The organism is Sphingosinicella sp. LHD-64 (assembly GCF_031157375.1).
Classification (GTDB): Bacteria; Pseudomonadota; Alphaproteobacteria; order Sphingomonadales; family Sphingomonadaceae; genus Allosphingosinicella.
Genome location: NZ_JAVIFV010000001.1, coordinates 463,435 through 487,406 on the forward strand (window position 1 = coordinate 463,435; position 23,972 = coordinate 487,406).

The window sequence follows — 23,972 nt, forward strand, 5'->3', positions numbered from 1 at the left end:
CGGCATTGGTGCACCCAAGCCTTTCGCAACCGACTTGCATCGCTAATACACGGCGCTAGGGTACGGCGATCTTCCCGCTTCGGAGTCCCCGCGATGCTTCTCGACCGCCGCACCTTCCTCATGTCCGCCGCTTCCGCCGCCGCGCTCGGCGCGTCGGGCGCCGGCTTCGCCCAGGCCCAGTCGGGATCGGGCGGGGGCACCCATGCCGCGCTCAATGCGCTGATGGAGCGCGCCTATCAGGAGATCATCCTCTCCGATCCCGAGACGCGGACCTCGCTCGGCCTCGACAAGGGCGCCGATGCCGCGGCCAAGTCGCAGCTCGACGACCGGTCCGCCGCCGGCATCCGCGCCGACCAGCAGAAGGTCCGCGAACTCTACCGGGATCTGCGCGCCATCCCGCGCGACGGCCTCACCGGCATGGACGCGGTCAATTACGACACGGTCAACCAGTATTGCGAGACCGTCGTCTACGCCTATGACAATTTCGACTATGGCACGCACAGCTGGCCCGAACCCTATACGGTGAGCCAGCTCGGCGGGACCTACCAGTCCATGCCCGACTTCCTCGACAGCCAGCATGCGATCGACACCGCCGCCGACGCCGAGGCCTATCTGTCGCGCCTCAGCGCCTACGCGACCCAGCTCGACAACGAGACCGCCCGGCTGCGCGGCGAATATGCCATGGGTGTGATCCCGCCCGATTTCGTCATCGACAAGACGGTGCAGCAGATGGAGACCGTCCTCGGCACCGCACCGGCCCAGGCGGGCCTCACCACCTCGCTCGCCCGCCGCACCGCCGAGAAGAACATCGCCGGCGACTGGGCGGCACGCGCCGAGCGGATCGTCAGCGGCAACATCTATCCGGCGATCCAGCGCCAGCGCGACATCGTGCGCGCCCAGCGCGCCGGCGCCACCCATGATGCGGGCGTGTGGCGGCTGCCGGAAGGCCCGGACTATTACGCCTATGGCCTGCGCTACGCGACGACGACGACGATGAACCCCGACGAGATCCACCAGCTCGGCCTCGATCAGATCGCCGAGCTTTCCTCGCAGGCCGACCGGATCCTGCGCGCCCGGGGCCTGACCCAGGGCACGGTCGCGGAGCGGCTCGGCGCGCTCGGGCGCGATCCGCAGCACGTCTACCCCAACACCGATGCCGGCAAGACCCAGCTGATCGCCGATCTCAACACGCAGATGGCCGACATCCGCCGGCGCCTGCCCAACTGGTTCGGCCGGCTGCCGCGCGCCGAGTGCGACATCCGCCGTGTGCCGCCGGCGATCGAGGCCGGCGCGCCGGGCGGCTATTACCAGTCGCCGGCGCTCGATGGCTCGCGCCCCGGCGCCTATTACATCAACCTGCGCGACACCGCCGAATGGCCGAAATGGACGCTGCCCACCCTCACCTATCACGAGGCGGTGCCGGGCCATCACCACCAGATCGCGCTGGCGCTCGAGGCCACCGATATCCCGATGCTGCGCCGCCTGATGGGCTTTTCGGCCTATTCGGAAGGCTGGGGCCTCTATTCCGAGCAGCTCGCCGACGAGATGGGCATGTACGAAAACGACCCGCTCGGCCGGCTCGGCTACCTGCAGAGCTTCATGTTCCGCGCCGCCCGCCTCGTCGTCGACACCGGCCTCCACCACAAGCGGTGGAGCCGCGAGCAGGGCATCCGCTACATGGTCGAAGCGCTGGGCGACCAGGAATCGTCGGTCACCACCGAAGTCGAGCGCTACTGCGTCTGGCCGGGCCAGGCGACCAGCTACAAGGTCGGCCAGACCCGCTGGCTCCAGCTGCGCGAACGCGCCCGGCAGCAGCTGGGCGACCGGTTCGACATCAAGAGCTTCCACGACACCGCGCTGGCCGCCGGCGCCATGCCGCTCGCCGCGCTGGAACGGGTGGTGGACGACTGGGTCGCCGCCCGCCGCGCCTGACCGGCAACGAACCCGTCCGTCGGGCGTTCTCCATGCAAACCAGCCGAGGAGACGTCCGATGACGGTCATTGCTTCCCGGCGTTTCGTCCTGGTCGCCTCGCCGAGCGCGACCGAATGGATCGGGGAGGTTCTGAGACGGATCTTCCCCTGTTCAGAGGATTTGCCCCGTCCGATCGGGCGACTGGTCGAGCGACTGGGCGGAGGTGACAGGACCGCCGGATGAAAGAAGGGAGGACCAGTTCGACTGGCCCTCCCTTTTCTCCCCCTAGAGAGATTGAATCAGCTCTCCAGCTGGCGCGTCAGCAGGCGGATGTCCGAATCGAGTTCGGGGTCCTGGGCGCGCAGCTTCTCGATCTGGCGGACGGCGTGGATCACCGTCGTGTGATCGCGTCCGCCGAAACGGCGGCCGATCTCCGGCAGCGAGCGCGGCGTCAGCTGCTTGGAGAGATACATCGCGACCTGGCGCGGCCGGGCGACCTCGCGGGCGCGGCGGGCGCTGGTCATCTCGGCCTTGCGGATGCGGTAATGGTCGGAGACGCGGGTCTGGATCTCGTCGATCGAGATGCGGCGCTGGTTGGCGCGCAGGATGTTGGCGAGCACCTCGCTGACGAAATCGAGGTCGATCGCCCGGTTCTGCATCACCGCATAGGCGGCGATACGGTTCAGCGCGCCTTCGAGCTCGCGGACGTTCGAGCTGATCCGCTTGGCGAGGAACATCACCACGTCCTCGGGCACCGAGACGTCGGGCAGCTGCTCGAGCTTCTTGGTGATGATGTTGAGGCGCAGCTCCAGATCGGCCGCGTTGATGTCCGCGACCAGGCCCCAGGACAGGCGCGAGAGGATGCGCGGCTCGATCCCGTCGAGGTCCTGCGGCGCGCGGTCCGAGCTGATCACCAGCCGGCGCCCGGCCGAGATGATCTCGTTCATCGTGTGAAAGAATTCTTCCTGGGTCGATTCCTTGCCGGCGATGAACTGGACATCGTCGATCATCAGCAGGTCGGCGGAGCGCAACTGCTGCTTGAACTGGATCGTCTCGTTGGCGCGCAGCGCCGCGACGAACTCGACCATGAACTTCTCGGCCGACATGTAGATGATCTTCGCCCGCGGCCGCAGGCGATGGAATTCGTGGCCGATCGCGTGCAGCAGGTGCGTCTTGCCGCGCCCGGTGCCGCCATGGATGAAGAGCGGGTTGAACGCGACATTGTCGGCCGTCGCGAGCGTCCGCGCCGCGTTGAACGCGACCTCGTTCGCCTTGCCGACGACGAAATTCTCGAAGCGGTAGCGCGGCTCCAGCGAGACGGCATAGGCGCCGGGCGCCTGCGCCGTCCCGGGCGCGGGCGCTTCGGGCGCCGGGATCTCGACGACGGCGGCGGTGCGCGGCGCCGCCGAGCCGACGCCGATCTGGATGCGCTTCACCTCGGGCATGCGCGCGCGCCATGCGAGCGCGAGCCGCTCGGCGAAATGGGTCTGCACCCAATCGGCCATGAACTGGGACGGCAGTTCCAGCTTCAGCATGCCGGCCTCGGCATCGAAGCTGCCCAGCGCGATCGGACGCAGCCAGCCGTCGAAGGTGCGCGCCCCGCAATCGCGGCGCAGACTCGCCCGAATCGACTCCCACGCGGCAACGATCGGTTCCGGACCGACATCCGACTTCGACACTGACTTGCTCGCCGGCATCTGCGCCACCCTTACTCCCCTTAGCCTCTCTGCCGCTTCCCGAAGGCGGCCTGTTCAGGGCACAAAACTCCTCCGTACGGCGAATCCCCCGGCGCGCCGTGACCCAAGTTCGTCTTGCTGTTGCGTCCGGCAGGGGAGATTCGCCCGGCCGGAAAGGGTGTTTTAGGAACCCGACCGGAGTCCGATCAAGGGTAAAGAAAGCGTCACAAAAAAATAATCCGGGTTGACTTGGAAAAAACGGCGGAAGTCCGCCCTCTTTGTAATATTACACAAGTAATTCAACGTGTTGCCGCAAGACAGCATAGCCTCGGTCCGCGAATCGCGGAAAGTCCTAGGTTTTTCATGAACCTGTCTCGCAAGCGCAAAAAACCCGCCGGCTGGAAGCCGGCGGGCCTCATTTTCAGCCTTTCAAAGGCCTTAGGCGAGCGCGGTCAGACGCCGCGTCAGGCGAGACAGCTTGCGCGCCGCCATATTCTTGTGGAGCACGCCCTTGGCGACGCCCCGTGCCAGCTCCGGCTGCACGCGCTTCAGCGCCTCGGCGGCCTGAGTCTTGTCGCCGGCGGCCAGCGCCGACTCGACCTGCTTCACGAAGGTCCGAATGCGGCTCACGCGCGCGCCGTTGATCTCGGTGCGGCGGGCATTGCGGCGGATGCGTTTCTTAGCCTGCGGCGTATTCGCCATGTACTTGCCTCGTCACGATAAATGAAAAAGGCGCGGCTTCACCGCACCCGTTGAGGGAGCGCCTCTACGCGCACAGCGCACGCGGGTCAAGATCAGCGCTGGCATTTGGCGCAGAAGAAGGTCGAACGGCCCGAATCGACCCGGCGCCGGATCGCCGCGCCACACCGCGGACAGGGCTGCCCCTCGCGCCCGTAGACGCGCCAGTTCGAGGAAAAATAGCCGAGTTCGCCACTGGGCTGGACATAGTCCCGCAGGGTCGAACCGCCGGCTTCGATCGCCGCGCGGAGCACGGCCTTCACCGCCTCCGCGAGCCGATCGAGCCGTGGCCGCGAGATGCGACCGGCCTCGCGTCCCGGATGGATCTGCGCCAGGTTGAGGGCATCACAGACGTAGATGTTGCCGAGCCCCGCGACGATCCGCTGGTCGAGCAGCATCGCCTTGACCGGCGCGACCCGGCTCGCGAATGCCCCGGCCAGATAGGCGCCATCGAACCCGCTGCCGAGCGGCTCCGGACCCATGGCGGCGAAGGGCGGCATCGCGTCCAGCCGATCGGTCGGAACGAGGTCGATCGAGCCGAAGCGACGGGGATCGTTGAGCGCCAGCCGCCGGCCCTCGTCGGTCTCGATCACGACATGATCGTGGACACGCAGCTCCTTCGGGTCGATCCGCCAGCTGCCCGACATGCCGAGATGAAAGACGAGCGTGTCGCCACGGTCGGTCTCGATCAGCCCATATTTGGCGCGGCGCCCGAGCCGCGTCACCCGCGCGCCGGTGATCCGCTGGCGCAGGTCCGGCGGAAACGGCCGCCGAAGGTCGCCGCGGCGCAGCTCGATCGAAACGATCCGCCGCCCTTCGAGCACCGGCGTGAGACCGCGGACGGTGGTTTCGACCTCGGGCAGCTCAGGCATGATCGCTCGCGAATAGAGACGTGCACATTTGCTGTTCCCCCTGCTAGAGGCGGGCGCGATGGACAAGGTATCTTTCGGCCACGAGGATGTTTCGCCCGAGGAGAAGACCCGGCGGGTGCGCGGCGTCTTCTCGAGCGTCGCGACGCGCTACGACCTGATGAACGACCTGATGTCGGGCGGACAGCATCGCCTGTGGAAGAATCTGTTCGTCCGCAAGGTGCGGCCGCGCGCGGGCGAGTCGATCCTCGACATGGCCGGCGGCACCGGCGACATCGCCTTCCGGATGGCGCGGACCGGCGCGCGGATCACGGTGGCCGACATCAATCCGGAGATGCTTGGCGTGGGCATGGAGCGGGCGAAGGCGCGCGGGATCGACGGCCTCGCCTGGGCCGAGGAGAATGCCGAGACGCTCTCCTTCGCCGACAAGCGCTTCGATGCCTATACGATCGCGTTCGGCATCCGCAACGTGACCGACATTCCGGCGGCGCTCCGGGACGCCCATCGCGTGCTCCGCCTCGGCGGGCGATTCTATTGCCTGGAATTCTCGCAGACCCGCTGGCCCGGCTTCGCCAAAATCTACGAGACCTACTCCCGGCGGATCGTGCCGCAGATCGGCAAGATCGTGACCAAGGATGCGGACAGCTACCGCTATCTGATCGAATCGATCGAGCGCTTCCCGAACCTGGGCGCGTTCGCGCGGATGATCGAGGCGGCCGGCTTTCGCAACGTGAAGGCCGAGCCGATCCTCGGCGGCCTCGTCGCCATCCACAGCGGCTGGAAGCTTTGACCGCGTCAGTCGTCCATGTCTGGCGGCTCCTGAAGTGGGGCCGGGTGCTGGCGCGGCATGGCGCGCTGCGCGGGATCGAGCACGATCCGAACACGCCGGCGCCGGTGCGGCGGCTGTGCAAGCTCGCCCGTTTCGGCGCGCGCGTGCCGAAGGTGCCGACCTACGCCACCGCCTTCCAGGAGATCGGGCCGGCCGCGATCAAGTTCGGCCAGGCGCTCGCGACCCGGCCGGATCTGGTCGGCGAGGAGGCGATGCGCAACCTCGCGATGCTGCAGGACCGGCTGCCGCCGGCGCCGTTCGACAAGATCAGGGCGGCGATCGAGCAGGGCCTCGGCAAGCCGATCGACCAGCTCTTCTCGCATATCGATCCGGAGCCGGTCGGCGCCGCCTCGATCGCCCAGGTCCACCGGGCGATCACCACCGAGGGCCGCGAGGTCGCGGTGAAGGTCCTGCGGCCGAACATCGAGGAGGATTTCGCCGCCGCGATCGAGACCTACGAATGGGGGGCTGCCCAGGTCGAGGCAATGGGCGGCGAGGCGGCGCGCCTGCGGCCGCGGCTGGTGATCGCCACCTTCCGGCAGTGGACCAACCGCGAGCTCGATCTCAGGCAGGAGGCGGCTTCGGCGTCGGAGCTCAAGCAGAATCTCGTCGCGGAGAGCGGCTTCTTCGTTCCCGAGATCGACTGGAGCCGCACGTCGCGCCGCGTGATGACGCTGGAGTGGATCGACGGCATCAAGCTGACCGACCGCGAAGGGCTGGTCCGCGCCGGCCACGACCTCAAGGCACTGGCCGCGATCCTGGTGCGCGCCTTCCTGCGCCAGGCAGTGGTCGACGGCTTCTTTCACGCCGATCTCCACCAGGGCAATCTCTTCGCCCTGCCCGACGGGCGGCTCGCGGCGATCGATTTCGGGATCATGGGCCGGATCAACCGCCAGGCGCGGATCTGGCTCGCCGAGATCCTCTACGGCCTCATCACCGGCAATTACCGCCGCGTCGCCGAAATCCATTTCGAGGCGCAGTATGTGCCGCCGCACCATAATATCGACGAGTTCGCGACCGCGCTCCGGGCGGTGGGCGAGCCGATCCGCGGCCTGCCGGCCAAGGAGGTGTCGATCGGCCACATGCTCGACGGCCTGTTCAAGATCACCCGCGACTTCGACATGCGGACACAGCCGCATCTGCTGCTTCTGCAGAAGACGATGGTGATGGAGGAAGGCGTCGCCACGTCGCTCGATCCCGACATCAACATGTGGGAGACGGCCGAACCCTTCCTGACCGAATGGGTGCGCAGCGAGCTGGGCCCGGAAGTGCGGATCGCGGACGAGATCGTCCGGGGCGCCCGGCTGCTGCGCAGGCTCCCCGACCTCGTCCGGCGGATCGACCACTATTATCCCGCACCCGGCGCCGCGCCGCCGGCGCCGCCGCTGCCGGAAATCCTGGTGATCCGCCCGCTCGGCTGGATGCGCTATGCCGTCACCGCCTTCATCGCTGCGGCAGCTGGGGCGGGGGCGGTCCTTCTTCTTCGTTGAAATCCACCCTTGATGCGCATACCTTATGCGCATGAACGCTCCCGGCAAGGTCTCGTCCACCAAGCGGGCGACAAACGTCTCGCTTAGGTCCGACCTGATTGACGAAGCGAAGAAGCTCGGCATCAACATATCGGAAGCCTGCGAACAGGGTCTGGAGAAGGAAGTCGCCCGGTCTCGTCGGGAGGTGTGGCTGGAACAAAATCGCGAAGCGATTGAGGCCGCCAACGCCTGGGTCGAAAAGCACGGCTTGCCGCTTGCACGCTATCGGCAATTCTGATGCCCCGTTTCGACGTGCACCGCATGCAAGAGGGCGAGGGATACCTGATCGATTGTCAGGCCGACCTCCTGCATGGCCTCAACACCAGGCTGGTCGTTCCGCTGCTGCGCCCCGGCGAAGGGCCTCCTCCAATTTCGCGGCTCAATCCGGCATTCCGCATCCGGGACACGGATGTCGTGATGTACACACAATTCGCCGCATCGGTGCCGGTGCGCGAGCTCGGCGAACCCGTGGCCTCCCTGATGGACGAGGATCATGCGATCATGAATGCGTTCGACATGCTGCTGACAGGATATTGACCGGATGAACGGCAAGAAGATCCTCCTGATCGTCGGCGGCGGGATCGCGGCCTACAAGGCGTGCGAGCTCGTCCGGCTGATCCGCAAGGCGGGCGGCAGCGTGCGCTGCGTGCTGACCGTCGGCGGCGCCCATTTCGTGACGCCGATGACGCTGGCGGCTCTCTCCGAAAGCCAGGTGTTCACCAATCTCTTCGACCTCAAGGACGAGGCGGAGATGGGGCATATCCAGCTGTCCCGCGAGGCCGATCTCGTCGTGGTCGCGCCGGCCACCGCGGACCTGATGGCAAAGATGGCGGCGGGAATGGCAGACGATCTCGCCACCACCCTCCTGCTCGCGACCGACAAGAAGGTGCTTGCCGCGCCCGCGATGAACGTGCGGATGTGGCTGCACGAGGCGACGCAGCGCAACGTCGCCCGGCTGCGCGACGACGGCGTCACGGTCATGACGCCCGACGAGGGCGAGATGGCCTGCGGGGAATATGGGCCGGGGCGCCTGCCCGAGCCGGAAGCGATCCTCGACGCGATCGAACGGATGCTGGGTGCGCCCGATCCGCTGGCGGACCAGCCCGATTTCGCGCCGGATGCCCCGCTCGCCGGACGGCATATCCTGGTCACCGCCGGGCCGACGCATGAGCCGATCGATCCGGTGCGCGTGCTCGCCAACCGTTCGTCGGGCAAGCAGGGCTTCGCGATCGCCGCCGCGCTTGGCGCCCTGGGCGCAAGGGTGACGCTGGTGGCCGGGCCGGTCAGCCTGCCCACGCCCGGGGGCGTGACCCGCATCGATGTCGAAACCGCCCGCGAGATGGCCGAGGCGGTGGACCGGGCCCTGCCCGCCGACGCCGCAGTGATGGTGGCCGCGGTTGCGGACTGGCGCGTCGAGCCGGCCGCATCGAAGATCAAGAAAGGCCCGGAGGGGCCGCCGCGCCTGTCGCTCGTCGAAAATCCGGACATCCTTGCCGAACTGGCGGTTTCGTCCAGGCGCCCCAGGCTGTTGATCGGCTTCGCGGCGGAAACCGACAATGTCGTCGGCAATGCTCAGGCGAAGCGGGAGCGCAAGGGGGCCGACTGGATCGTGGCGAACGACGTCTCCGGCGACGTGATGGGCGGGACCAACAACCGCGTTCATTTGATCACCGCCCAGGGCATCGAGAACTGGGACCCTGCTCCGAAGGCGGACATCGCCCGCAAGCTCGCCGAGAGGATCGCCGCCGCATTGGAGGGCTGAGATGCGGGACTGGTTGTTTCTGACGCCGCTGGCGCGCTTCGGCGACGCCGGGCTGCTGCTGCTGCGCTGGGTGACCGGTGCGTTCCTGATCTGGCAGAGCCATGACAATATCTTCAGCGCCGAGCGGATGGACGAGTTCGTCCGGTTCCTTACCCAGTTCCATTTCCCGATGCCCGAGGCGATGGCGCCGCTCTGCGTCTGGGCGCAGTTCCTGTGCGGCTTCGCCTTCATCCTGGGCCTCTTCACCCGCTGGGCCGGCGTGGTAACGACGGTCGTCTTCATCGTCGCGGTGTGGATGGTGCACTGGCCGCAGGATTTCCCGGGCTGGTGGCCGGCGCTGATCCTCGTCTTTCTCGGAATCCTGTTTGCGACCCTTGGCGGCGGGCGCTACGCGCTCGACAATCCATACGAACCGCCAGGGACAAGATGATCCAGATCGAGCTGAAGCGCCTGCCCCACGGCGAGGGCCTCCCCCTCCCCGCTTATGCCACCGACCATGCCGCCGGCCTCGATGTGGTCGCAGCCGAGAGCCTCACGCTCGCGGCCGGGGCGCGCCATGCCGTCGCGACCGGCTTCGCCATCGCCATTCCCGAGGGCTATGAAGTTCAGGTCCGGCCGCGTTCGGGCCTGGCGCTCAAGCACGGCATCACCTGCCTCAACACGCCGGGGACGATCGATGCCGATTATCGCGGCGAGGTGAAGATCATCCTCGCCAATCTCGGCAGCGAGCCGTTCGAGATCGTCCGCGGCGAGCGGATCGCGCAGCTTGTTCCGGCGGCAGTGACCAAGGCAACGTTCGCGGAGATGGAGACGCTCAGCGACACGATCCGCGGCGCGGGCGGGTTCGGATCGACGGGCCGGTAGCGCTCGGGCCGGGAAGCACCTAAGTCCGGCCCATGACCCTGACCGACGACCAGCTCGACCGCTACGCCCGGCATATCGTCCTCCGGGAGATCGGCGGCGAGGGCCAGCAGAAGCTGCTCAAGGCCGAGGTGGTGGTGATCGGCGCCGGCGGGATCGGATCGCCGGCGATCCAGTATCTCGCCGCCGCCGGCGTCGGGCTGCTGACCATCATCGACGACGACCGGGTCGACCTTCCGAACCTCCAGCGCCAGGTCCTGTTCGGGACCAGGGACATCGGCGCCGCCAAGGCCCGGGTCGCGAAACGGCGGGTCGAGACGCTCAACCCCGACGTCGCGGTCGAGTCGGTGACGCGCCGGATCAGGCCCGAGAATGCGCGACGCTTCATCGAGGGCGCGACCGTCGTGCTCGACGGGTCCGACAATTTCGCGACGCGCCTGACCGTCTCCGATCAATGCACCGCGGCGCGCGTCCCGCTCGTCTCCGCGGCGATCGGCCGCTTCCAGGCGCAGGTCGGAACCTTCCGCGGCTGGGAGGCGGATCGGCCCTGCTATCGCTGCTATGTCGGCGATGCGTTCGACGCGGAGGATTGCGACACCTGTTCGGAGCTGGGCGTGCTTGGCGCGATGGCCGGAATTGCCGGCACGTTCGCCGCGCTCGAGACGATCCGGACGATCACCGGCTTCGGCGAGGACGCCGCGGGCAAGCTCCACATCTTCGATGGCCTCAAGCCCGCGATGCGGACGGTCAGGATCGCGAAGGATCCGGCCTGCTCAGCGTGCGGACGGCAGCGCGGCTAGCGCCGCCTCGGCTGCGGCAATGCCGGTTTCATAGGCACCGTGCGCCGTCGAGAAATCCCGCAGCGAGCAACCTTCGCCGGCGAAGAAGATGCGGTCCTCGACCGGCCGGGCCAGCGCCGCCCGCGCCGCATGGTGGCCGGGCAGCGCATGGCTGTAGGAGCCGCCGAACAGGGGATCCTGCCCCCAGCGCGTCTCGACGAGCGGCGTCAGGCGACGGCGCATCTCGCTGCCGAGCAGGCCGACGAGCTGCTCGATGCCGAAATCCAGCCCCGCACCCTCCCCTTCGGCCTCCAGCTCCCTGGCGCCAACGCCGCCGAAGAAGCATTCGATCACCGGCCGGCCGAACGGGCGCAGCGAATAGGCTCCGGTGTCGGCCCGTCGCGGATCGCCGAAGAGCTGGCTGTCGGGCGGAAAGGGCTCGACCCGGTCGAGGCGCAGGAAGGCCTTGTTGGCGAGGCCCAGCGGCAGCCGCGCCGCCGCCTCGACCTTGTCGGGCAGGTCCGGCGTGAAGCGCAGGCGGCCGTCGGCGAGCACGTTGGTCGGCACCGCGACGATGACCGTGTGCGCCTCGATCGGACCGGCCGCCGTGTGCGCGACGAGGATGGGGCCGCTCCGGTCGATCCGCTCGACGGCGGCGCCGAGCCGCACCGGCAGCCCGTCCCCGGCGCCCGTGATGAACGCACCGAAACCGGCGGGCAGGCGCCAGTTCAGCTCGCCCGCAGCATCCTCGTAGGCGAGATAGTCGGCGACCGAGAGACGCTCGAGCTCGGCGCCGTTCATGAAGCCGCTCAGCGCCTCCAAATAGCAGTTCCAGCGATGGCCTGTCTCCATCGCGTCCGACGCGAGGTCGCTCGGCGGCGGGGTCTCGCGCAGACGCCGCATGAAGGCGGCGTAGGTCTCGCGCGCCTCGGCCTGTTCTTCGGCGGTGAAGCCGAGGTCGGCGAACTGGGTGCGCCAGGCGGGCGGGGTGCGATCGATCTCGACCTCCGCCTCCTCGGCCAGCGCCCGCCAGGGATTGCGGTCGGCGGAATGAAGCCAGCCGCAGCCGAGATCGAGCTTCATGCCGGCAATGTCGCGCGTATGGCCGCGGCCGCCGAGCCTGTCGCCGGCCTCGACGACCAGCGTCTCGACCGCTTCACCGGAGAGCCGTCGCCCCGCCGCGACCCCCGCCGCGCCGCCGCCGATGATGAGGATATCGATCATGGCGGCGGGCCCGGCGCGCCTACTGCGCCTGCCCGCCGATGCCGAGCAGGTCGATGGTGAAGATCAGGGTCGCACCACCCGGGATCGGGCCGCGGCCGTTGGGCCCGTAAGCGAGCGTGTAGGGAATGGCGAATTCGTAGCGGTCGCCGACCGCCATCATCGGCACGCCCTCCTGCCAGCCGCGGATGAGACCGCCGAGCGGGAAGGTCGCCGGCTCGCCGCGCGCGACCGAGCTGTCGAACTCGCTGCCGTCGATGAAGCGGCCGACATAGTGGATGGTGACGGTGTCGCTGACGGTCGGGCGCGGCCCTTCCGCGCTGCCGCTGACCTTGCGGTACCTGAGGCCGCTCACCGTGCGATGCCAGCCTTCGGCCGGATCGAGGCGGTTCAGATACTGGAAATGATAGTCGGCATTGGCCGGATCGCCCGGCGTCTGGGCCAGCGCCGCACCGCGCGCCAGGCAGCCCAGCAACAGGACCGCCGCAACATGCGTCATCGTCATTTCTTCCCCCTCGCCTTCTTCGCGGGCGCCTTGCGGCCCCTGCCCTTCTTCGCCGGCCCCTTGGCGGCGCGATCGTCGATGAGCTGGGCGGCTTCCTCCAATGTCAGCTGGTCGGGCGCAAGCGTCTTGGGCAATGTCGCGTTGGTCGTGCCGTCGGTCACATAGGGACCGAAGCGCCCTTCCATCAGCCTGATCTCGGCCTCGGTACGCGGATGCTTGCCCAACACTTTCAAGGGCTCGCGCGAGCCGCGCTGGCGGCCGCCGCCATTGGCTGCGTCGGCGAGCTTCGCGACCGCCGCGTTCATGCCGACCTCGAACACGTCGGTCGTAGAGCCGAGCTTCGCATATTTGCCGTCATGGGCGAGGTAGGGGCCGTAGCGGCCGATGCTCGCGGTGATCTCCTTCCCCGTCTCCGGATGCGTGCCGACGGCGCGCGGCAGCGAGAGCAGGCGCAGCGCCACCTCGAGGTCGGCCCCGGCGCCCGGCACGTCCTTGGGCAGCGAGGCGCGCTTCGCTTCCTTGCCGTCGCCGAGCTGGAAATAGGGGCCGAACCGCCCGGAGCGCAGCGTCACGTCCTGCCCGGTCTCCGGATCCTGGCCAAGCACCTGCGGGCCATTGTCCTCGCTGGCCTCGCCGCCCTGGCCGAAGCGGCGGGTATATTTGCAGTCCGGATAGTTGGAGCAGGCGACGAAGGCGCCGAACTTGCCGCCGCGCAGGCCGAGCCGGCCGGTGCCGCAGACCGGGCAGAGGCGCGGATCGGCGCCGTCGCCCCTGTCCGGGAAAAGATAGGGCGAGAGGAACTCGTCCAGCGCCGCGGTGATGTCGGAGGGCTTCTGCTCCATCACCTCGCCGGTCTTCGGCTTGAAGTCCCGCCAGAAGGCCGCGAGCACCTGCTGCCACTGCGCCCGGCCGCCGGATATGTCGTCGAGCTCGTCCTCGAGATGGGCGGTGAAATCGTAGGAGACGTAGCGCTCGAAGAAGCGCTCGAGAAAGGCGGTCAGCAACCGCCCGCTCTCCTCGGGAAAGAAACGACCCTTCTCCAGCCGGACATAGTCGCGGTCCTTGAGCGTCTGGGGAATCGTCGAATAGGTGGAGGGGCGGCCGATGCCGAGCTCCTCCATCTTCTTCGTCAGCGACGCTTCGGAATAACGCGGCGGCGGCTGGGTGAAATGCTGCTCGGCCTCGACCTTCTTCCTGGCCGGGACATCGCCGTCCTTGAGGCGCGGAAGCCGGCGGCTGTCCTCGTCCTCGACATCGTCCCGTCCCTCCTCGTAGAGGGCGAGGAACCCCGGAAACAGCACGACCTGGCCGGTGGCGCGCAGCGCGTGCTGGCCGGTGCCGTCGGTGAGCTCCACCGTCGTGCGCTCCAGCCGCGCCGAGGCCATCTGGCTCGCCAGCGCGCGCTTCCAGATGAGATCGTAGAGCCGGGCATGATCGCCCGAGCCGACGCGCTCCCTGGCAAAGTCCGTCGGGCGGATCGCCTCGTGCGCTTCCTGCGCATTCTTGGCCTTGGTCTCGTAGTGGCGCGGCTTGTCCGGCACATAGCCGGCATCGTAGCGGTCGGCGACGGCCTTGCGGGCGGCCGAGATCGCCTCCGGCGCCATCTGGACGCCGTCGGTGCGCATATATGTGATCGCGCCGTCCTCGTAGAGATCCTGGGCGAGGCGCATCATCACGCTGGCGGAAAGGCCGAGCTTGCGCGCCGCTTCCTGCTGGAGGGTCGAGGTGGTGAAGGGCGGCGGTGGATTGCGGGTGAGCGGCTTGGTCTCGACCGCGGTGACGGTGAAGCGCCCCTCCTCGACCGCCTGCTTCGCGGCGCGCGCCGTGCCTTCGCTGCCGATCGTCAATCGGTCGATCTTCTCGCCCTGGTAGCGGACGAGGCGGGCGAGGAACTCGGTGCCGTCCGCCTCCATCGTGGCGGTGACCGACCAATATTCCTGCGCGCGGAACAGCTCGATCTCGCGCTCGCGGTCGACGATCAGGCGCAGCGCCACCGACTGGACGCGGCCGGCCGACTTGGCGCCGGGCAGCTTGCGCCAGAGCACCGGCGAGAGCGTGAAGCCGACCAGATAATCGAGCGCGCGGCGGGCGCGATAGGCGTCGATCAGGTCTTCGTCGAGCGCGCGCGGCCTGGACATCGCCTCGGTGACCGCGGACCTGGTGATCGCGTTGAACGTCACCCGCTCGACATCCGCCGGAAGCGCCTTGCGGTTTCTCAGCACCTCCTGAACATGCCAGGAGATCGCCTCGCCCTCGCGATCCGGGTCGGTCGCGAGGATCAGCGCGTCGGCCTTCTTCGCCTCGTCCGTGATGGCTTTCAGCTGCTTCGTCTTGTCCGCATAGGTTTCCCACTCCATCGCGAAGCCCTGATCGGGATCGACCGATCCGTCCTTGGGCGGCAGATCGCGGACATGGCCGTAGGAGGCGAGCACGCGATAGCCGCCGCCCAGATACTTCTCGATGGTTTTCGCCTTGGCGGGCGATTCGACGACGACCAGCTTCATGTGTGGAAAGTTTCCTTCACGCGTACGCGTACAAGGTGGAAAGCGCCGCGCCGGTCCGTCAAGAGCCTGGATGGCCCGCATTCGGCAATGGGGAAAGAATGACCGGCGCCCGAGTCAAATCGGGCGCCGGCCCGCCGGCGTCAACCGGCCAAGCCCCTGCGCATCCGTGCGGTCAGCCGGTCCTTGATGGCCAGCTTCATCTTCTTGAGCCGAAGCAGCCGGAAGCTGTCGGGACGGCTCCGCTTCATCTCCTTGCGGATCGAATCGTCGAGGCTGCGGTGGATGAGCGTGAGGCGATAGGTGGATGATGACATGATTGACTCCAGCAGGTTCGGCATGCCGGCAGGCAGATCTGCGGCAGCGGCCCATTTCACGTTGTCGGAATGCCGCGACGTGGCGGCTCAGGCGGCTGGAGGCGCCCGGGCCTGATAGTGGAATTGCGGATCGAGCGACGCCGCGGCGAAGGCGGTCTGCGCCACGCGCGCTGCCGGCCGGACCGAAACCAGCTCGGTGACCACCGTCGGCGGCGGCGGCGGCAGAGCCGGCGAAGCCTCGTCGTTGGTGCCGTTGTCGTCGGGGCGGCCGGCGATCCGCAGGCCGGTGGCCAGCCGAAGAATCTTGCCGTTGCCGAGGCGGGCCGTGTTCGGATCGGATTGCGGCTGGACGCCGCTCCCGGAGAGACCGAGCAGCAGGCCGACCAGGAGCGCCAGGACCGTGACGGACCCCCGCTTCCTCGCCGACTCCCCTTGCTCGAACAAGCGTATTCTCCTCAACGCCGGCTCATGACGTAGGGTCTCGCCAGGATGGGAACAATGGGTGTCCCTGCCCTTCGCGACGAACCGAAGCCGGTCCGGTCTCCGGGCGCCCGGCAAGGCGACGAGACTATGCCAGGCTCACGCGTCCGCCCGCATGTCGCTCCAGCCGGCCCGCCAGCTCCAGCTCCAGAAGCACGGTATGGACCGCTGCGGGCGTGGCCCCTGACTGCCGAAGGAGCTCGTCCACCGGCACGGGAGTCGGGCCCAGCAGGCCGGTGACGCGGCGCCGGGTCTCCGCGTCGATATCGGCGGGAACGGGGCCTCCACCATAGTCGAGCCGGCGCTGGCGGAACGGGCGCGGGTGGATCGGGCTCAGCGCCTCGATCACGTCCTCGGCCGTCTGGACCAGGGTCGCGCCCTCGCGGATCAGCAGGTTGCAGCCTTGCGCGCGGGGATCGAGCGGCGAGCCGGGCACGGCCATCACCTCGCGGCCGAACTCGGTCGCATGGCGCGCCGTGATCAGCGAGCCGGACTTGGGCGCCGCCTCGACCACCACGGTTCCCTGCGCGAGGCCGGCGATGATCCGGTTGCGATAGGGAAAATGGCGGGCGCGCGGCTCGGTACCCGGCGGCTGCTCGGCAAGCAGCAGGCCGCGGGCCGCGATGGCGCGCTGCCGCTCTTCGTTTTCGGGCGGGTAGCAGATGTCGATGCCGCCGGCGATCACCGCGATCGTGCCGGTTGCAAGCGCGCCGTCATGCGCCGCCGTGTCGATGCCGCGGGCGAGGCCCGACACGACGACCTGACCGGCATCGCCCAGCCCTTGCGCGAGCATCCGCGCGAAACGGCAGGCCGCGGCCGAGGCGTTGCGGGCACCGACCACGGCCACCGCCGGCCTGTCGAGGAGCGAGAAGTCTCCCTTGGCGATCAGCGCTGGCGGTGCGCTCTCCAGTTCGGCCAGCAACGCGGGATAGAGACTCTGGCCGAGAAACAGGTGGCGGGCACCGAGCCGTGCCACCGTCTCGATCTCGCGCTCGACCTGCGCGGCCGGCGCCAGCCTGGGCGCCCGCCCGCCGCCGCGTGCGGCGAGATCGGGAATCGCATCGATCGCCGCCTGCGCCGATCCGAAGCGGGCGAGAAGCTGGAAATAGGTGACCGGGCCGATATTGTCGGAGCGGATCAGGCGCAGCCGCGCGACGGCGTCGGGCGGCGCCGGCATCAGCCCGCCTTGCGCCCGACCTTCGGCTCGGTGCCATTGCGAAGCCGAGCGATGTTGGCGCGGTGCTTCCACAGAACGAGCAGCGCGAAGCCGAGGAACAACGGGGCCTGGTCGAACCGGCCCATCGCGGCGGCGGCGATCGGCGCGGCGACGGCTGCGCTCATGCCGCCGACCGAGGAATAGCGGGTGAGGAGGAGCGCGCCGATCCAGGCCGCGGCCGCAATCAGCGCCACCGGCCAGGCCAGCGCGGCAAGCAGGCCGAGCAGTGTCGCCACCCCCTTTCCGCCCTTGAAGCGCAGCCACACCGGCCAGAGGTGGCCCAGGAAAGCGCCGATCGCGGCGACCCCGTCCAGCCCCATGATGTTCGGCCACAGCGCGCGGACCAGCAGCACCGCAGCGGCGCCCTTGGCGGCGTCGAGGATCAAGGTCGCGGCGGCGAGCCCCTTGCGGCCGGTGCGCAGCACGTTGGTGGCGCCGATATTGCCGGAGCCGATGTCGCGAACGTCGCCCAGACCGGCGAAGCGCGTCAGCAGCAGCCCGAACGGAATCGCGCCGAGCAGGTAGCCGAGCAGAAGTGAAAGGAGCGGCTCGGCAAGTGTATCCCAAGTAATCACGGCATCCCCTTCTATGCCGGCGTAAGCCCGCGCGGGGATCGGCGCAACTGCGTTTGCTGTCGGCAAATGTCGCAGCTACATCGGCCGCGATGCCGCCCGCCCGCCCCCTCCTCGTCTTCGATTCGGGCGTCGGCGGTCTTTCGGTGCTGCGCGAGATCCGGACGCTGCTGCCTCATGCGCCGATCGTCTATGCGGCGGACAGCGGCGGCTATCCCTACGGCACCAAGAGCCCGGCCGAGATCGCCATTCGCGTGCCGGCGCTGCTCGGGCGGCTCACCGAACGCTATGATCCCGAGCTCATCGTCATCGCCTGCAACACCGCCTCGACGATCGCGTTGGACGACGTCCGCGCCGCGCTCGATCTGCCGGTCGTCGGCACCGTGCCGGCGATCAAGCCGGCCGCCGTCCTGTCGAAGACCAGGGTGATCGGCGTGCTCGGCACCAAAGCAACGATCGTCCAGCCCTATGTCGATCGACTCGCGGCCGAGTTCGCCACCGACTGCACGGTGATCCGCCATGGCTCGGCCGAGCTGGTCGACCTCGCCGAGGCGACCCTGCGCGGCGCAGCGACGTCTTCTGACAGCTATCGCCGCGCCCTCGACGGCCTGCTCCACCAGCCTGGCGGTGACCGCATCGACGTTGTCGTCCTCGCCTGCACCCATTTCCCGCTGGTCGAGGACCGGCTCGCCGAGGCCGCGCCGCACGCGCTTACCTTCGTCGACGGCAATGCCGGCATCGCACGGCGCACCGCCTGGCTCGCCCGCGACGTCACCTGGCCCGAGGAGCCGTCCGAAGGCATCGCCGTCTTCACGGGCGACGCGACAGCCGCCGAGGCCTATCGCGCCGGCCTTGCCGGTTTCGGCCTCACCCGGATCGAGAAGCTCTGAGCGGCCGCTTGTTGCGAGCCGTTCTCACTGGCCTTCCCGTGGACAAATCCGCTATTGGGCAGTCGAGCAACGGGGACGAGTAGAGTCTTGGACTATCAGCGCATCTTTGCGGAGGCGATCGAGCGGCTGCATGCCGAGGGCCGCTATCGCGTGTTCATCGATATCCTCAGGAACAAGGGCGCCTTCCCCAATGCGCGCTGCTTCCACGGCCACAACGGCCCGAAGCCGATCACCGTCTGGTGCTCGAACGACTATCTCTGCATGGGCCAGCATCCGTCGGTCACCGGCGCGATGGAAGAGGCGCTGCACGATGTCGGCGCCGGCTCCGGCGGCACCCGCAACATCGGCGGCAACACCCACTACCATGTCGAGCTCGAGGCCGAGCTCGCGGACCTGCACGGCAAGGATTCGGCGCTGATCTTCACCTCGGGCTACATCTCGAACGAAGCGACGCTGTCGACGATCGGCAAGCTGCTGCCCGGCTGCATCATCTTCTCCGATGCGCTCAACCACGCCTCGATGATCGCCGGCATCCGCAATTCCGGCTGCGAGAAGCAGGTCTTCCGCCACAACGACCTCGAACATCTCGAGGAGCTGCTGGCGGCCGCCCCCGCCGATGCCCCGAAGCTGATCGCGTTCGAGAGCGTCTATTCGATGGACGGCGACGTCGCCCCGATCCACGCGATCTGCGACCTCGCCGACAAGTACAACGCCCTCACCTATCTCGATGAGGTGCACGCCGTGGGCATGTACGGCGCGCGCGGCGGCGGCATTTCGGAGCGCGACGATGCCGCGCATCGCCTCACCATCATCGAGGGCACGCTCGGCAAGGCGTTCGGCGTGATGGGCGGCTACATTGCAGCCGACAGGAACATCGTCGACGTGGTGCGCAGCTACGCGCCGGGCTTCATCTTCACCACCTCGCTCTCGCCGGTGCTGGTCGCCGGCGTGCTGGCGAGCGTCAGGCATCTCAAGGCCTCGTCGGTCGAGCGCGACGCGCAGCAGGCCAATGCCGCGACGCTGAAGCGGATCTTCGCCGAGGCGAAGCTGCCGGTGATGCCGTCGACGACGCACATCGTGCCGCTGCTGGTCGGCGATCCGGTCCGCGCGAAGCGGATCAGCGACATCCTGCTCGCCGAATACGGCATCTACGTCCAGCCGATCAATTACCCGACCGTGCCGCGCGGCACCGAGCGGCTGCGCTTCACCCCGGGCCCCGCGCACAGCGAAGAGATGATGCGCGACCTCACCGCCGCGCTCGTCGAGATCTGGGACCGGCTGGAGCTGCCGCTCGCCGCCTGAGCTCAGCCGAGCACGACGGTGCCGCCGCCCGGCAAGGCAAGCGGCTCGCCGAAGCGCACGACCGTTCGTTCGTCATAGGCCTCTCCGCCTGGCGCCGCCATGACATGGACGACGCGCGCCTTCACATCGACGACCCAATAATGCGCGATCCCGGCCGCCGCATAATCGCGCAGCTTTTCGCCGAGATCGCGGTCGAGCGTGGAGTCGGAGATTTCGATCGCCAACCGCACCTGCTCGGGCTGCAAAAGCCCCGTTTCCTCGATCGCACCCGCAACCAGCGCCGCATCGACGGCGCGCACGGTGTCGGTGCCAAGCATGATGCCGACTTCGCCACTCAGGGTGAGGCCGCTCCCGGTCATCCCTTGCGACAAGACCGCGATCACCTGGGCCTGCATCGCGCCATGACCGCCATGGGGTGGATTCATCCGCACAAGCTCCCCATGGTCCAGCTCCACCGTCATGTCTTCGAACGCGCCGAGATCGGCCATGCGGAGAAACTCCGCAGTGGTGAAGCGCGCGGGCGCGGTGCCGTCGTGATGAAAACGTTCTCTGGGACGATTCATGGCGATAGAGCTAGCATGAATGGCCATCGGGTTCACCGCCAAGAATGATCTCCGCCCTCGATTTCCTCATCCTCGCCGCTGCGGCCTTCGCCGCAGGCGGATTCAATGCGCTGGCGGGCGGCGGCTCGATCTTCACCTTTCCGGTGCTGATCGCGGTCGGGCTGCCGCCGATCATGGCCAATGTCACCAACACGATTGCGCTCTGCCCCGGCTATGTCGGCGGGGTGCTCGCCCAAAGGCGCGACCTGACCGGCCAGGGCCGGCGCATGGCGCTGCTCCTGCCCGTCGCCGCTGTCGGCGGGGTGGTCGGCGCCTGGCTGCTGACTCAGACAGACGAGGGCACCTTCGAGGCGCTGATCCCCGCGCTGGTGCTCGGCGCCTGCCTGCTGCTTGCGATCCAGGACCCGGTGCGGCGCATGCTGACGCGCGGGAGCGCGCGCATCCCGCTCGCCTGGGCGATCCCGCCGGTGATCCTCGCGGCGGTCTATGGCGGCTATTTCGGGGCGGGGCTCAGCGTCATGTACCTTGCCATGATCGGCCTCGCGCTCGACGACACGCTGACGCGCCTCAACGGCCTCAAGCAGGCGATGGGGCTGGTCACCAACGTCACCGCCGCGCTTTATTTCGCCGGCATGGCCGAGGTCCACTGGCCGGCGGCCGGGGTGATGGCGGTGGGCGCGCTGCTCGGCGGCGCGGCGGGCGGACGACTGGCGAGCGTCGTGCGGCCGGGCGTGCTGCGCGCCATCGTCATCGTGATCGGCGTGCTGATCGCCGCCGCCTTCACGCTGCGGGGGTAGTCAACCGCGCCGGGCTGGCCTAGAGGCGAGGCTTCATTCCATCGGGGAGTCTGCGCCTTGGCCGAGCGCATCGCCATCGCTTCCGATCACGCCGCCGTCGAGCTGAAGGCGGCGCTGGCCGACCATCTGCGCGAACAGGGCCACAGCGTCACCGATCTCGGTCCGCAAGGCGTCGATTCGGTCGACTATCCCGACTACGGCTACAAGCTCGCCGAGGAGATCGCCGCCGGCCGCGCCGATTTCGGCGTCGCGCTCTGCGGCTCGGGCATCGGCATCTCGATCGCCGCCAACCGCCATCCCGCCTGCCGCTGCGCGCGGGTCAGCGAACCCTTGTCCGCCCGCCTCGCCCGCCAGCACAACGACGCCAACGCCATCGCCATGGGCGCGCGGCTGATCGGCATCGAGATGGCCAAGGCCTGCCTCGACGCCTTCCTCGCCGAACCGTTCGAGGGGGGGCGCCACCAGCGCCGCGTCGACAAGCTAACCAACCCGTCCTTCACCAAGGAGTCCGCATGACGACCACCGCCGCCAACGATCTCCACGACGTCCAGCCCGACGGCTTCTTCACCCGCGGTCTCGCCGAGGCCGACCCGGCGGTGTTCGCCGGCGTGACCCACGAGCTCGACCGCGAGCAGAACCAGATCGAGCTGATCGCGTCGGAGAACATCGTCTCGAAGGCGGTGCTCGAGGCGCAGGGCACGGTCTTCACCAACAAATATGCCGAAGGCTATCCGGGCCGGCGCTACTATCAGGGCTGCCACCCGTCCGACGAGGTCGAGACGCTGGCGATCGAGCGCGCCAAGCAGCTGTTCAACTGCGGCTTCGCCAACGTCCAGCCCCATTCGGGCGCACAGGCGAACGGCGCGGTCATGCTGGCACTGACCAGGCCCGGCGATACGATCATGGGTTTGAGCCTCGATGCCGGCGGCCACCTCACCCACGGCGCCAAGCCGGCCATGTCCGGCAAATGGTTCAACGCCGTCCAATATGGCGTCCGGCCCGACGACCATCTCATCGACTATGACCAGGTCGAGGCGATGGCGAAGGCGCAGAAGCCGCGGCTGATCATCGCCGGCGGCTCGGCCTATCCGCGCCACATCGATTTCGCCCGCTTCCGCGCGATCGCGGACGAGGTGGGCGCCCTCTTCATGGTCGACATGGCCCATTTCGCCGGCCTCGTCGCCGCGGGCGAGCACCCGACTCCGTTCGGCCACGCCCATGTCGTCACCACCACCACCCACAAGACGCTGCGCGGCCCGCGCGGCGGGATGGTGCTGACCGACGACGAGGACATCGCCAAGAAGATCAACTCGGCGGTCTTCCCCGGCCTGCAGGGTGGTCCGCTGATGCACGTCATCGCCGCCAAGGCGGTCGCGTTCGGCGAGGCGCTCCAGCCGGAGTTCAAGACCTATGCCAAGGCGGTCATCGCCAATGCCAAGGCACTCGCCAGCCGTTTGAAAGAGCGCGGCGCCGATCTCGTCTCGGGCGGCACCGACACGCATCTCGCGCTCATCGACCTCCGCCCGCTCGGCGTCACCGGCAAGGATGCCGACGAGGCGCTGGAGCGCGCCGGCATCACCTGCAACAAGAACGGCATCCCCAACGATCCGCTGCCCCCGGTCAAGACCAGCGGCATCCGCGTCGGATCGCCCGCCGGCACGACCCGCGGCTTCGGCGTCGCCGAATTCCGCGACATCGCCGACATGGTCGCCGATGTTCTGGAAGGCCTCAAGGCCAACGACCATGCCGCCAACAGTGCGGTCGAGGCCGAGGTCAACCAGCGCGTGCGGGCGCTCTGTGCGCGCTTCCCGATCTATCAGGGCTTCTGAGGGGGCCGTCATGGCAGACGAAGCGAAACTGACGCGGATGTGCGGCACCTGTTCGGCGGGCCTGCCGGACGGCGCGAACTTCTGCCCGGCTTGCGGCACCGCGATCCAGGCCGAAGGCGGCGAGTCGATCGGCCAGATGCTGGCCGGTTTCGCGAGCGGCACCGCGGAGGAGATCAGGAAGGCAAGCCAGCCGGTGCTCACCAGCCCGACCGGCAGGAAGGTCGCCGCCGGCGCTGCGATCGGCGCGGTCGCGGCCGTCGCCATCCCCTTCGTCTCGATCGGCGTCGGTGCGCTGGTCGGTGCGGGCGTCGCAGCCCTGCGGCGGAGCAAATCCGGCTAGATGCGCTGCCCGTTCTGCGCCCATGAGAACAGCCAGGTGAAGGACAGCCGTCCCACCGAGGACGGCTCGGCCATCCGCCGCCGCCGCCAGTGCGAGGATTGCGGCGCACGCTTCACCACCTTCGAGCGCATCCAGCTGCGCGAATTGACCGTGCTCAAGTCCGAGGACAAGCGCGAGCCGTTCGACCGCGCCAAGCTCGAACGCTCGATCGCCATCGCCTGCCGCAAGCGGCCGGTACCGACCGAACGGATCGAGCGCCTCGCCTCCTCGATCCAGCGCCAGATCGAAACCAGCGGCGAAAGCGAGATGCCCTCGGCCCGGATCGGCCAGATGGTGATGGAGGGCCTGAAGGCGCTCGACCCGGTCGCCTATATCCGCTTCGCCAGCGTCTATAAGGACTTCCGCGAGGCCAAGGACTTCGAGGACTTTGCTGGCACGATCAGTGAAGCGGGGAAGGAGTAGATTTCCCTTACCCCGCATTCCC

Annotated in this window: 27 protein-coding genes; 16 read left to right on the forward strand and 11 right to left on the reverse strand. The window is 68.4% G+C overall.

Annotated elements, in window-relative coordinates:
- Positions 1-93: 93 nt before the first annotated feature.
- Positions 94-1,932: a DUF885 family protein gene (locus tag RCO27_RS02250; RefSeq protein ID WP_309001010.1), complete on the forward strand. Its 1,839-nt coding sequence runs from the start codon at positions 94-96 to the stop codon at positions 1,930-1,932.
- Between the two features lie 279 nt (positions 1,933-2,211).
- On the opposite strand, the gene dnaA is transcribed toward RCO27_RS02250, so the two are convergent.
- The 3 genes from dnaA to mutM all read right to left on the reverse strand — a co-directional run bounded on the left by dnaA (position 2,212) and on the right by mutM (position 5,198).
- On the reverse strand, positions 2,212-3,609 hold the full coding sequence (gene dnaA, locus RCO27_RS02255; RefSeq protein ID WP_309001898.1) for a chromosomal replication initiator protein DnaA: 1,398 nt from the start codon (positions 3,607-3,609) through the stop codon (positions 2,212-2,214).
- A 417-nt stretch (positions 3,610-4,026) separates the two neighbouring features.
- Positions 4,027-4,290: a 30S ribosomal protein S20 gene (gene rpsT / locus RCO27_RS02260; RefSeq protein WP_309001011.1), complete on the reverse strand. Its 264-nt coding sequence runs from the start codon at positions 4,288-4,290 to the stop codon at positions 4,027-4,029.
- A gap of 92 nt (positions 4,291-4,382) precedes the next feature.
- A complete protein-coding gene (gene mutM, locus RCO27_RS02265) occupies positions 4,383-5,198 on the reverse strand; it encodes a bifunctional DNA-formamidopyrimidine glycosylase/DNA-(apurinic or apyrimidinic site) lyase (protein ID WP_309001012.1) in 816 nt (271 codons plus the stop codon).
- A gap of 58 nt (positions 5,199-5,256) precedes the next feature.
- On the opposite strand from mutM, the gene RCO27_RS02270 reads away from it, so the two are divergent.
- The 8 genes from RCO27_RS02270 to RCO27_RS02305 are packed head-to-tail and all read left to right on the forward strand — an operon-like array spanning position 5,257 to position 10,976.
- On the forward strand, positions 5,257-5,985 hold the full coding sequence (locus RCO27_RS02270) for a class I SAM-dependent methyltransferase (RefSeq protein WP_309001013.1): 729 nt from the start codon (positions 5,257-5,259) through the stop codon (positions 5,983-5,985).
- Positions 5,982-7,514 (forward strand): 2-polyprenylphenol 6-hydroxylase, encoded by a 1,533-nt coding sequence (gene ubiB / locus RCO27_RS02275; protein ID WP_309001014.1) that lies wholly within the window; start codon positions 5,982-5,984, stop codon positions 7,512-7,514. The genes RCO27_RS02270 and ubiB overlap by 4 nt, the downstream gene beginning before the upstream one ends.
- A gap of 31 nt (positions 7,515-7,545) precedes the next feature.
- Positions 7,546-7,791 carry a type II toxin-antitoxin system CcdA family antitoxin gene (locus RCO27_RS02280; protein WP_309001015.1) on the forward strand — a complete coding sequence of 82 codons (246 nt, stop codon included), beginning with the start codon at positions 7,546-7,548 and terminating at the stop codon, positions 7,789-7,791.
- Complete coding sequence (locus tag RCO27_RS02285; protein WP_309001016.1) at positions 7,791-8,090, forward strand: CcdB family protein; 300 nt, start codon at positions 7,791-7,793, stop codon at positions 8,088-8,090. The genes RCO27_RS02280 and RCO27_RS02285 overlap by 1 nt, the downstream gene beginning before the upstream one ends.
- 4 nt (positions 8,091-8,094) lie before the next feature.
- The gene (gene coaBC / locus RCO27_RS02290) at positions 8,095-9,315 is read left to right on the forward strand and encodes a bifunctional phosphopantothenoylcysteine decarboxylase/phosphopantothenate--cysteine ligase CoaBC (protein WP_309001017.1); all 1,221 of its coding nucleotides are present in this window, start codon (positions 8,095-8,097) and stop codon (positions 9,313-9,315) included.
- Position 9,316: 1 nt separating this feature from the next.
- A complete protein-coding gene (locus RCO27_RS02295) occupies positions 9,317-9,745 on the forward strand; it encodes a DoxX family protein (RefSeq protein ID WP_309001018.1) in 429 nt (142 codons plus the stop codon).
- A complete protein-coding gene (dut, locus tag RCO27_RS02300) occupies positions 9,742-10,179 on the forward strand; it encodes a dUTP diphosphatase (RefSeq protein WP_309001019.1) in 438 nt (145 codons plus the stop codon). The genes RCO27_RS02295 and dut overlap by 4 nt, the downstream gene beginning before the upstream one ends.
- Before the next feature lie 32 nt (positions 10,180-10,211).
- On the forward strand, positions 10,212-10,976 hold the full coding sequence (locus tag RCO27_RS02305; RefSeq protein WP_309001020.1) for a HesA/MoeB/ThiF family protein: 765 nt from the start codon (positions 10,212-10,214) through the stop codon (positions 10,974-10,976).
- Here RCO27_RS02305 and RCO27_RS02310 read toward each other — a convergent pair.
- The 7 genes from RCO27_RS02310 to plsY form a co-directional block, all read right to left on the reverse strand.
- Positions 10,950-12,179: an NAD(P)/FAD-dependent oxidoreductase gene (locus RCO27_RS02310; RefSeq protein ID WP_309001021.1), complete on the reverse strand. Its 1,230-nt coding sequence runs from the start codon at positions 12,177-12,179 to the stop codon at positions 10,950-10,952. The two genes, RCO27_RS02305 and RCO27_RS02310, sit on opposite strands and share 27 nt — an antisense overlap.
- Positions 12,180-12,198: 19 nt before the next feature.
- Positions 12,199-12,681, reverse strand: a complete 483-nt coding sequence (locus RCO27_RS02315) for an FKBP-type peptidyl-prolyl cis-trans isomerase (RefSeq protein ID WP_309001022.1) — start codon at positions 12,679-12,681, stop codon at positions 12,199-12,201.
- On the reverse strand, positions 12,678-15,185 hold the full coding sequence (topA, locus tag RCO27_RS02320; RefSeq protein WP_309001023.1) for a type I DNA topoisomerase: 2,508 nt from the start codon (positions 15,183-15,185) through the stop codon (positions 12,678-12,680). Before topA ends, RCO27_RS02315 begins: the two co-directional genes overlap by 4 nt.
- A gap of 140 nt (positions 15,186-15,325) precedes the next feature.
- Positions 15,326-15,499, reverse strand: coding sequence for a YdcH family protein (locus RCO27_RS02325; protein WP_309001024.1), 174 nt, complete (start codon positions 15,497-15,499; stop codon positions 15,326-15,328).
- Between the two features lie 87 nt (positions 15,500-15,586).
- Positions 15,587-15,943: a hypothetical protein gene (locus RCO27_RS02330; RefSeq protein WP_309001025.1), complete on the reverse strand. Its 357-nt coding sequence runs from the start codon at positions 15,941-15,943 to the stop codon at positions 15,587-15,589.
- A gap of 124 nt (positions 15,944-16,067) precedes the next feature.
- A complete protein-coding gene (gene dprA, locus RCO27_RS02335) occupies positions 16,068-17,156 on the reverse strand; it encodes a DNA-processing protein DprA (RefSeq protein WP_309001026.1) in 1,089 nt (362 codons plus the stop codon).
- Positions 17,156-17,770 (reverse strand): glycerol-3-phosphate 1-O-acyltransferase PlsY, encoded by a 615-nt coding sequence (plsY, locus tag RCO27_RS02340; protein WP_309001027.1) that lies wholly within the window; start codon positions 17,768-17,770, stop codon positions 17,156-17,158. The genes dprA and plsY overlap by 1 nt, the downstream gene beginning before the upstream one ends.
- 89 nt (positions 17,771-17,859) lie before the next feature.
- On the opposite strand from plsY, the gene murI reads away from it, so the two are divergent.
- Positions 17,860-18,657: a glutamate racemase gene (gene murI / locus RCO27_RS02345; RefSeq protein WP_309001028.1), complete on the forward strand. Its 798-nt coding sequence runs from the start codon at positions 17,860-17,862 to the stop codon at positions 18,655-18,657.
- Between the two features lie 87 nt (positions 18,658-18,744).
- Positions 18,745-19,959, forward strand: a complete 1,215-nt coding sequence (hemA, locus tag RCO27_RS02350) for a 5-aminolevulinate synthase (protein WP_309001029.1) — start codon at positions 18,745-18,747, stop codon at positions 19,957-19,959.
- Positions 19,960-19,961: 2 nt separating this feature from the next.
- On the opposite strand, the gene RCO27_RS02355 is transcribed toward hemA, so the two are convergent.
- Complete coding sequence (locus tag RCO27_RS02355; RefSeq protein ID WP_309001899.1) at positions 19,962-20,558, reverse strand: Uma2 family endonuclease; 597 nt, start codon at positions 20,556-20,558, stop codon at positions 19,962-19,964.
- An 8-nt stretch (positions 20,559-20,566) separates the two neighbouring features.
- Here RCO27_RS02355 and RCO27_RS02360 point away from each other — a divergent pair, with 8 nt between their 5' ends.
- Genes RCO27_RS02360 through nrdR form a run of 5 tightly spaced genes read left to right on the forward strand, consistent with a single transcriptional unit; the run spans position 20,567 to position 23,950 of the window.
- Complete coding sequence (locus tag RCO27_RS02360; protein ID WP_309001030.1) at positions 20,567-21,319, forward strand: sulfite exporter TauE/SafE family protein; 753 nt, start codon at positions 20,567-20,569, stop codon at positions 21,317-21,319.
- 57 nt (positions 21,320-21,376) lie between these two features.
- On the forward strand, positions 21,377-21,835 hold the full coding sequence (gene rpiB, locus RCO27_RS02365) for a ribose 5-phosphate isomerase B (protein ID WP_309001031.1): 459 nt from the start codon (positions 21,377-21,379) through the stop codon (positions 21,833-21,835).
- Entirely contained in the window at positions 21,832-23,148 is a 1,317-nt protein-coding gene (locus tag RCO27_RS02370) for a serine hydroxymethyltransferase (RefSeq protein WP_309001032.1), read from the forward strand. Before rpiB ends, RCO27_RS02370 begins: the two co-directional genes overlap by 4 nt.
- Before the next feature lie 10 nt (positions 23,149-23,158).
- Positions 23,159-23,488, forward strand: a complete 330-nt coding sequence (locus RCO27_RS02375) for a zinc ribbon domain-containing protein (RefSeq protein WP_309001033.1) — start codon at positions 23,159-23,161, stop codon at positions 23,486-23,488.
- Positions 23,489-23,950, forward strand: a complete 462-nt coding sequence (gene nrdR, locus RCO27_RS02380) for a transcriptional regulator NrdR (RefSeq protein WP_309001034.1) — start codon at positions 23,489-23,491, stop codon at positions 23,948-23,950.
- Positions 23,951-23,972 lie beyond the last annotated feature (22 nt).

Excerpts from the sequence above, each read along its gene's own strand:
- RCO27_RS02250 (WP_309001010.1), top strand. The coding sequence starts at position 94 with ATGCTTCTCGACCGCCGCACCTTCCTCATGTCCGCCGCTTCCGCCGCC.
- dnaA (WP_309001898.1), bottom strand. The coding sequence starts at position 3,609 with ATGCCGGCGAGCAAGTCAGTGTCGAAGTCGGATGTCGGTCCGGAACCG.
- rpsT (WP_309001011.1), bottom strand. The coding sequence starts at position 4,290 with ATGGCGAATACGCCGCAGGCTAAGAAACGCATCCGCCGCAATGCCCGC.
- mutM (WP_309001012.1), bottom strand. The coding sequence starts at position 5,198 with ATGCCTGAGCTGCCCGAGGTCGAAACCACCGTCCGCGGTCTCACGCCG.
- RCO27_RS02270 (WP_309001013.1), top strand. The coding sequence starts at position 5,257 with ATGGACAAGGTATCTTTCGGCCACGAGGATGTTTCGCCCGAGGAGAAG.
- RCO27_RS02280 (WP_309001015.1), top strand. The coding sequence starts at position 7,546 with ATGAACGCTCCCGGCAAGGTCTCGTCCACCAAGCGGGCGACAAACGTC.
- RCO27_RS02285 (WP_309001016.1), top strand. The coding sequence starts at position 7,791 with ATGCCCCGTTTCGACGTGCACCGCATGCAAGAGGGCGAGGGATACCTG.
- coaBC (WP_309001017.1), top strand. The coding sequence starts at position 8,095 with ATGAACGGCAAGAAGATCCTCCTGATCGTCGGCGGCGGGATCGCGGCC.
- RCO27_RS02295 (WP_309001018.1), top strand. The coding sequence starts at position 9,317 with ATGCGGGACTGGTTGTTTCTGACGCCGCTGGCGCGCTTCGGCGACGCC.
- dut (WP_309001019.1), top strand. The coding sequence starts at position 9,742 with ATGATCCAGATCGAGCTGAAGCGCCTGCCCCACGGCGAGGGCCTCCCC.
- RCO27_RS02305 (WP_309001020.1), top strand. The coding sequence starts at position 10,212 with ATGACCCTGACCGACGACCAGCTCGACCGCTACGCCCGGCATATCGTC.
- RCO27_RS02310 (WP_309001021.1), bottom strand. The coding sequence starts at position 12,179 with ATGATCGATATCCTCATCATCGGCGGCGGCGCGGCGGGGGTCGCGGCG.
- RCO27_RS02315 (WP_309001022.1), bottom strand. The coding sequence starts at position 12,681 with ATGACGATGACGCATGTTGCGGCGGTCCTGTTGCTGGGCTGCCTGGCG.
- topA (WP_309001023.1), bottom strand. The coding sequence starts at position 15,185 with ATGAAGCTGGTCGTCGTCGAATCGCCCGCCAAGGCGAAAACCATCGAG.
- RCO27_RS02325 (WP_309001024.1), bottom strand. The coding sequence starts at position 15,499 with ATGTCATCATCCACCTATCGCCTCACGCTCATCCACCGCAGCCTCGAC.
- dprA (WP_309001026.1), bottom strand. The coding sequence starts at position 17,156 with ATGCCGGCGCCGCCCGACGCCGTCGCGCGGCTGCGCCTGATCCGCTCC.
- murI (WP_309001028.1), top strand. The coding sequence starts at position 17,860 with ATGCCGCCCGCCCGCCCCCTCCTCGTCTTCGATTCGGGCGTCGGCGGT.
- RCO27_RS02360 (WP_309001030.1), top strand. The coding sequence starts at position 20,567 with ATGATCTCCGCCCTCGATTTCCTCATCCTCGCCGCTGCGGCCTTCGCC.
- RCO27_RS02370 (WP_309001032.1), top strand. The coding sequence starts at position 21,832 with ATGACGACCACCGCCGCCAACGATCTCCACGACGTCCAGCCCGACGGC.
- RCO27_RS02375 (WP_309001033.1), top strand. The coding sequence starts at position 23,159 with ATGGCAGACGAAGCGAAACTGACGCGGATGTGCGGCACCTGTTCGGCG.
- nrdR (WP_309001034.1), top strand. The coding sequence starts at position 23,489 with ATGCGCTGCCCGTTCTGCGCCCATGAGAACAGCCAGGTGAAGGACAGC.